Consider the following 3,958-nt stretch of genomic DNA (forward strand, 5'->3'; position numbering starts at 1 on the left):
ACAAGGACGGCACCATGATGCTGCTCGGCGACGCCAAGAAGATGACCGAGGAAATCGTCAAGGCCATGGATCACTGACCCGGTCAGATCGTCCGCATGAAGAAGCCCGGCTCGCCGGGCTTCTTCAGTTTTGGACTTGGGACGATGTTCAACGGCTGGTCAGGAACACGGCCTCCTCGTCGTCGCGCTGCCTGCCGCCGAGGGCGGCCGCGGCGCTGGCGATGAAGGCGCCGATGACCAGCGACAGGGCGCCGAGAAGCGCAAATGTGGCGCTCGCCTTCCTGGCGGTATCGGCCGCCTGCTGGGCCTTGGCCTTGGCGTCCTGCGCCTTTGCCAGCAGCGTATCGACACGCGTCTTGGCGTCTGCTTCCGACAGGCCGGTGCGTGCCGCGACCAGCTGCGACAGGTATGTCTTGTCCTCGGGCGAAACCTCGCCAGCCGCAGCGCTGGCGACCAGGATGCGCGATGCCTGCGCCGCCGCCGCCGCGTCGTTTTGCGGATTGGCTGCCGCCAGTCTCGCCGCGTCCGCCGGCCTGAACAACGAGTCCACCAGATAGGATGTGGCATTGTCCGTCGATGCCCCGCCTGCATTGGCCGATGCACCGGCCGAAGCGCCCTGGGCGGCGCCGGCGGCCACGCTGGATACAGCCTGGACGCCGGAACCCACAGCCGCCGACAGCGCCGAGCCGAGTACGCCGACGACCAGCAGCGTCGCCAGCGCCCATGCCAGGAAGCCATGAGCCGTATCCCGGAAATAAACCTCGTCGGTATGCACGCCCACCCATTTGGTGCGCAGCCGGCCGGCAAGATAGCCACCGAGGCCGGATGACAGCCATTGCACGACGATCAGCCAGACCGCGGTCGAAACCGCGAAGCTGGTGATAGAGGCGCTTGAGCCCGACCATGGCGAGACCATGCTCAACCCCAGGCCGGAGCCGAGCAGCATCAGGATGAAGGTCAATGTCGAGGCGGCGAAGGCACCGGCGATGATCGGACCCCAGCTGATAGCGGTGGCGGACGATTCCACCGCGCCGGGATCATCCGTGATCGACAGGGTGGACTGCATGACAGCCCCCTATCGCGCGAAAAGCATGATGAGAAGGATGATCGGGATTGGAACCCCGAGTAACCAGAGCAAGATGCCGCGTCCCATGGGAGCCTCCTTCGCCAGGAATTGTGATCGATACTGTCACAATGCTGGAAAGAAGCTTCCGTTCCGGCGGTTCGAATGAATCTCGCAAGGGAAACACTGGCGCGACCGACGCGCGCCAATGGTCCCGGGATGACTCCGGATTAAATGTCCAGATTGGCCACCGACAGCGCGTTGTCCTGGATGAACTCGCGCCGCGGCTCGACCTCGTCGCCCATCAGCCGCGAGAACAGGCTGTCGGCGTCGGTGGCGTCGTTCACCTTGACCTGCAGCAGCGAACGCACGTTCGGATCGAGCGTGGTTTCCCAAAGCTGCTCGGCGTTCATCTCACCCAGGCCCTTGTAGCGCTGCATGGTCAGGCCCTTGCGGCCGGTCGCGAACACCGCGTTGAGCAGTGCCAACGGTCCCGAGATGGGTTCCGAGACATCCTTGCGGCGCAGCACGGGCGGCGCTCCATAGACGTCGCTGAGCCGCTGCGCGTAGCGATCGAGCTGTCGCGCATCGGCTGAATTGATCAGCGCCATATCGAGATGGGCGTATTCCTTGACGCTGCGCACCGTGCGTTCGAAGACATAGCCGCCGATACCCTCATTCGAAGTCGACATCCGGCCGGTCCAGCCGCGCTCGGTGTCCTCGGCAATGATGTCGAGACGTTGCGCGATCCGCTCCGCCATCGCATTGGCGCGGCCAAGATCGGCGACGACGTCGGCATTGAGCCCGCCGGCGATCGCCGCCTGCTCCACGACGCCTCTGTTGTAGCGCGTGTGCAGGCCGTTGATGAGCTGGCGCACCGCGAGCGCATCGTCGATCGCCGCCCGCAGGTCCTGTCCGGCGCGAACCTCGCCGGAGCCGAGCGTGAGCGAGGCTTCTTCCAGTCCCGAGCCGATCAGGAATTCCTCGAACGCGCTTTCGTTCTTGATGTATTGCGAGCTCTTGCCGCGCGTCACCTTATAAAGCGGCGGCTGGGCGATATAGAGATGGCCGCGTTCGATCAATTCCGGCATTTGCCGGAAGAAGAAGGTGAGCAGCAACGTCCTGATATGCGCGCCGTCGACATCGGCGTCGGTCATCAGGATGATCTTGTGGTAGCGCAGCTTGTCGGCGTTGAATTCGTCCTTGCCGATCGACGTGCCGAGCGCGGTGATCAGCGTGCCGATCATGTCGGAACTGAGCATGCGGTCGAAGCGGGCGCGCTCGACATTGAGAATCTTGCCGCGCAGCGGCAGGATGGCCTGGTTCTGGCGCGAGCGGCCGCCCTTGGCGGAGCCGCCGGCCGAGTCGCCCTCGACGATGAAGATCTCGGACTTCGCCGGATCGCGTTCCTGGCAGTCGGCAAGCTTGCCGGGCAGCGAGGTGACGCCCAGCGAGGTCTTGCGGGTGATGTCGCGCGCCTTGCGCGCGGCCTCGCGCGCCGCCGCGGCCTGGATCACCTTCTCGACCACGACCTTGCCTTCGCTCGGATGTTCTTCGAGCCAGGTGCCGAGCGCCTCGTTGACCAGCCCTTCGACCACGGGCCGGACTTCCGAGGAGACCAGCTTGTCCTTGGTCTGCGAGGAGAATTTCGGGTCGGGAACCTTGACCGACAGCACTGCCGTCAGCCCCTCGCGGCAATCGTCGCCGATCAGCGAGACCTTTTCCTTCTTGGTCAGGCCCGAGGAATCGCCATATCCGGTGATCTGACGCGTCAGGGCGCCGCGAAAACCGGCGAGATGGGTGCCGCCGTCGCGCTGCGGAATGTTGTTGGTGAAGGCCAGCACATTCTCGTGGTAGCTGTCGTTCCACCACATGGCCACTTCGACGGTGATGCCGTCGCGCTCGGCCCTGATGGCGATCGGTTTGTCGATCAGCGGTTTCTTGACCCGGTCGAGATATTTGACGAATTCCTCCAGGCCGCCATCATAGTGCAGCTCATGCCGCACGACGTCGGCGTGGCGGGCGTCGGTCAGCACGATGCGCACGCCCGAATTCAGGAACGCAAGCTCGCGCAGCCGATGCTCCAGCGTGCCGAAATCGAATTCGACCATCGTGAAGGTCTCGGACGACGGAAAGAAGGTGATCTCGCTGCCGCTGCGGCCTTCATAGGTGCCGGGCTGCTTGTCCTGTTCATAGCTGCCGGTAACGCTCAGCGGCGCGTCGGCATTGCCGTGTGTGAAGCTCATCTCGAAGATCTTGCCATTGCGGCGGATCTTGAGCTTCAGCCAGGCCGACAGGGCGTTGACCACAGAGACGCCGACGCCGTGCAGGCCGCCGGACACTTTGTAGGAGTTCTGGTCGAACTTGCCGCCGGCATGCAGCTGCGTCATGATCACTTCGGCTGCCGAAATGCCTTCGCTGGGATGGATATCGGTGGGAATGCCGCGCCCATTGTCGATGACGGTGACCGAACCGTCGGGATTGAGCGTCACCGTGACGAGATCGGCATGACCGGCCAGTGCCTCGTCGATGGCGTTGTCGACGACCTCATAGACCATGTGATGCAGGCCCGAACCGTCATCGGTGTCGCCGATATACATGCCGGGCCGTTTGCGGACGGCATCCAAGCCCTTCAAAACCTTGATGGAATCTGCGCCGTATTCGGCTTCGGCGCCGTTGGCGTTCTCAGTCTGGTCGCTCATGAAAACCTGTTGTCTAGAGGCGGCTGGTGGAGCGCGAAAAATCGCCCCCGAATCGCGCTTTCAATATGGCCTAGATATAGGCGTTAAAGGTGGTTTTTCCAAGGTTTGCAGGCATTTCTGTCGTAAGCAGATGAGTTGTCCGGATTAGGTAGCACGTGAGTTGTCCGGTTTTATCGCCAGCGGATGGAGGCTGG

The 3,958-nt window shown here is 63.3% G+C and carries 2 protein-coding genes; both read right to left on the reverse strand.

The window, feature by feature from the left end:
- Positions 1 to 147: 147 nt before the first annotated feature.
- Positions 148 to 1,065 carry a hypothetical protein gene (locus tag FJ953_RS30275; RefSeq protein WP_140497276.1) on the reverse strand — a complete coding sequence of 306 codons (918 nt, stop codon included), beginning with the start codon at positions 1,063 to 1,065 and terminating at the stop codon, positions 148 to 150.
- Positions 1,066 to 1,292: 227 nt separating this feature from the next.
- Complete coding sequence (gene gyrB, locus FJ953_RS30280) at positions 1,293 to 3,764, reverse strand: DNA topoisomerase (ATP-hydrolyzing) subunit B (RefSeq protein WP_140512864.1); 2,472 nt, start codon at positions 3,762 to 3,764, stop codon at positions 1,293 to 1,295.
- Positions 3,765 to 3,958 lie beyond the last annotated feature (194 nt).

It is taken from the genome of Mesorhizobium sp. B2-3-6 (assembly GCF_006442305.1).
GTDB lineage: Bacteria > Pseudomonadota > Alphaproteobacteria > Rhizobiales > Rhizobiaceae > Mesorhizobium.

Coding starts and splice junctions, on each gene's coding strand:
- FJ953_RS30275 (WP_140497276.1), bottom strand. CDS start 1,065: ATGCAGTCCACCCTGTCGATCACGGATGATCCCGGCGCGGTGGAATCG.
- gyrB (WP_140512864.1), bottom strand. CDS start 3,764: ATGAGCGACCAGACTGAGAACGCCAACGGCGCCGAAGCCGAATACGGC.